This is a genomic window from Fluviicola sp., assembly GCF_030151805.1.
Classification (GTDB): Bacteria; Bacteroidota; Bacteroidia; order Flavobacteriales_D; family Crocinitomicaceae; genus Fluviicola.
Window position 1 is genome coordinate 1 of record NZ_JASLCN010000398.1, and the last position, 3079, is coordinate 3079.

At 41.0% G+C, this 3079-nt stretch carries 3 protein-coding genes; 1 reads left to right on the top strand and 2 read right to left on the bottom strand.

The genetic code is table 11. The annotated features are described in order from the left end of the window. Nucleotides 1-227: 227 nt before the first annotated feature. Nucleotides 228-779, top strand: coding sequence for an AidA/PixA family protein (locus tag Q1V93_RS15130; RefSeq protein WP_300665811.1), 552 nt, complete (start codon nucleotides 228-230; stop codon nucleotides 777-779). 502 nt (nucleotides 780-1281) lie between these two features. On the opposite strand, the gene Q1V93_RS15135 is transcribed toward Q1V93_RS15130, so the two are convergent. Further along, the gene (locus Q1V93_RS15135; protein WP_300665812.1) at nucleotides 1282-1605 is read right to left on the bottom strand and encodes an antibiotic biosynthesis monooxygenase; all 324 of its coding nucleotides are present in this window, start codon (nucleotides 1603-1605) and stop codon (nucleotides 1282-1284) included. A gap of 77 nt (nucleotides 1606-1682) precedes the next feature. Then, nucleotides 1683-2537, bottom strand: a complete 855-nt coding sequence (locus tag Q1V93_RS15140) for an AraC family transcriptional regulator (protein ID WP_300665813.1) — start codon at nucleotides 2535-2537, stop codon at nucleotides 1683-1685. Nucleotides 2538-3079: the final 542 nt, after the last annotated feature.

The window sequence follows — 3079 nt, forward strand, 5'->3', positions numbered from 1 at the left end:
CACCTCTGAACCTAAAACCAGATAAAAGTATCTGTTTTTAAAAACCCTCATTTCTGTGTAACGAATTCCATCCCCGATCCTGTTACTTTGTCTTGTTCACTAAGCGTTGCAACCTTAAAACAGTGGAGCAGTACCCACTCAAAAAAACGGACTGTTCCTGTTCAGTCAATTCAACAGGAGGCGGAACCCGAAAAGCCTGATGAGTAGGGAAATTTAAACTACCCATTATGGCACAAATTTTTATCGCAATTACAGTCGATGCAATTACACTCGCAGCAAGTAAAACCGGTGGTTCATGGGATGCTCCTATTAGCTTAGGCAGCTACAGCGCTTCTGATGTTTACGTGGAAATGATGACACAAGGCTCTGCTCTTGTCAACGACCAGGGAGGATCAGAATTAACTGTTTCTGCTGATGTCGGGGATGAAATCATCTTCACTATTTCAGCTCCTGCTGCTGGTCAAAATTATTATCCGGTGCTTTACAATACGGTCCTAAACAATAATAATGTAAGAAGTTTAGGTCCAAATACTGCAGTTTGGACAAACTACTGCCTTCAATCAGGAGGTTCGGGAAATCAACCGAAATTTGCAAGTACCGTTCCTACAAACTATCCAAATGCTGGTAACCCCAATACGTTTATTTGTGCACAATGGCTGTTTCAAGTGAATGGAGCGGGATCAACACAATACAATATGTCGTTTGCAGTATTAGATACCCAAAATGGAAGTGTCATTGGCTATTACCTTTGGGATCCGTTTATCACCATCAGTAATTAACTGATCGGAAATAAATTACAGAACCGGCCCTCACTTTTTGTCAGGGTCGGTTTCACAATAAAACCACTTAAAAACAGGACGTATAAACAAAAAAGCCTACAGGGCCCGAAGCACTTTGAATAATTGAAAACCGGATAAAATCAATGGTTTACGGGAGATTGGAGTTGTCCTCCCCCTCGATCCTTCCCGACGAATTCTTGTCGGAACAGGCTCTCCAAAAAGGGGAACTGAAATTCAAGCTTCGAACATGGATTCCCTTCCTCTTTTTCATTCTCCGCTTTCGCTCTCAAAAAGAAAAGCCAGACAGAATGAGAAACAGAACGAGTCCCGCTAGCTATCGGGAGAAGTACAAAATAATTGGGCAAACCGAAACTATGGAAGCGATCAATGCCTACTAGCGAATGCCTGGAGCTGAAACGTTCAAGGTCGTAAACTTCACGAACAAAAAAAAGTCCGGCATTTCTGCCAGACTTTATCTGTGATATCGAATTGTTTATTCAATTTAGCTGGATGCGAAAATACGAACGTGTTCGCGCATGCCCCATTTTTCGATCCCCTCTGCAAGCAGATCTTTCACCCGTTGATGTCCCTCTTCAAGTTCCGGGTTGGAATAATGACGGTCAAAGGAAGCATCATCACGGTAGAATTCAAATGCCCACATCATATCAGGATCTTCAATTGAACGACAGAGTACCCAATTAACAGGGCCATCCGGATCACCAGTGAAGTGCAGGTCATTGCAAACCTTGAATAATTCATCTCCCATACCGGGTTTCGCTTTAAAACGTAATACATATCCGGGTTGATTTACTTTTGAAGTCTCCATATCTTTCTAATTTTTGATACTTCAAAAGTACAAGCCATGCCAAGGCTTCACAAGGTCAATACAAGGTAAGTATAGGACTAATCGAGGTTTTTCTTCCGAAATGCCACTGGAGTCATTCCTGTAACTTTGACAAATAGCCGTGTAAAATAGGAATAGTCATCATACCCCAGTTCAGCGGCAATTTCTTTTATCGATTTATCGGAATGATAAAGCAGGCGCTGTGATTCCAGTATAACACGCTGATGTATATGATATGAAACCGGATGGCCGGTAGTGGTTTTGACACATTCGTTTAGATAAGGAGTTGATATGTTTAATTTTTTTGCATATTCAGCCGGACTTTTAATCTCCGTATAATGTTGTTCCAGAGATGACTTGAATGCTTTAGTAATCACTGTAAAACGAGACAGTTGGTCGGTCGATTGAGATAATGATAAATATTGCGATATCACTAAAGCCACCAGGGTGTTACAACTTTCTTTAAGGATCGAATAATAGAGCTTTTCGTCTTTTTTCTCCGAGAGTTTCACGCTGAGAGAAGCTGCCTCTGAAATAATTGCAAGTACCTCTTCTTTTAAAGGCAGAACTTTTACCGGGGCGAGGTCTTCTAATAGTTTCAGAAATTCCGGCTGCATATTTTCACTGGTAATTATCCAGCTACTAATTGTGGCATTCTCAAAATTGATCAAACGATGCACCTGATTCGGATGGATATAGATTACAGAAGGCGCATTAATCTCCTGTTTTTGAAAGTCTATTTCAATATGTGTAGTTCCTTTTTCCTGTAAAATAAACAAATGCCCGTCGTCCCTATGAGACTGCTCTGTTCCCTCTGAAACAGGTAAACCATTCAAGGTTGCCTGCATCATGATTAATCCTTCACGATACTTATCATTGAAACTATTGACAGGAATGGAGCTTTTCTTTTTCACAGGAGTGCATTAATTGCTATACAAGCTGAATGATCGTTTATTGTCGGATATCTGACTTTGACAACTACGGTTTGTTACTGATTAATTCTGGTTGCCACCAGCTTCTTTATGGACGAATATATTGATTTTCCTCTTAGTTAAAGAAGAAGACTGAAAGATTAGGATGTTTTGAGCTATTTGGTGGAGGATTTGGAACGTTTTAGCGAATAGAAATTATGTCTGAAACCCCAGTTAGATTCAAGCCGCTTTGATTCGATAGGAAAACACACTAAAATCAAAAGTTTACGGAGATTGAAGTTCGCCACCCTCCTTTATCCTCCCTCGCAGGGAGGAGATTGGATCTCGGCTTCGAACACGGATTCCCTTCCTGATACTCCGCTCTCGCTCTGCAAAAAGAAGAGCAAGTACTGCTTGCGAAGACTGAGGCCGTGTCTAACAAGACATGAAAGCCGAAGGAAGTTCAGGTAGAATGAGGAACAGAACGAGAATGAAGTACAAAAAGAAAAGCCTCAACGAACAATCGTCAAGGCTTTTCTTTTTGT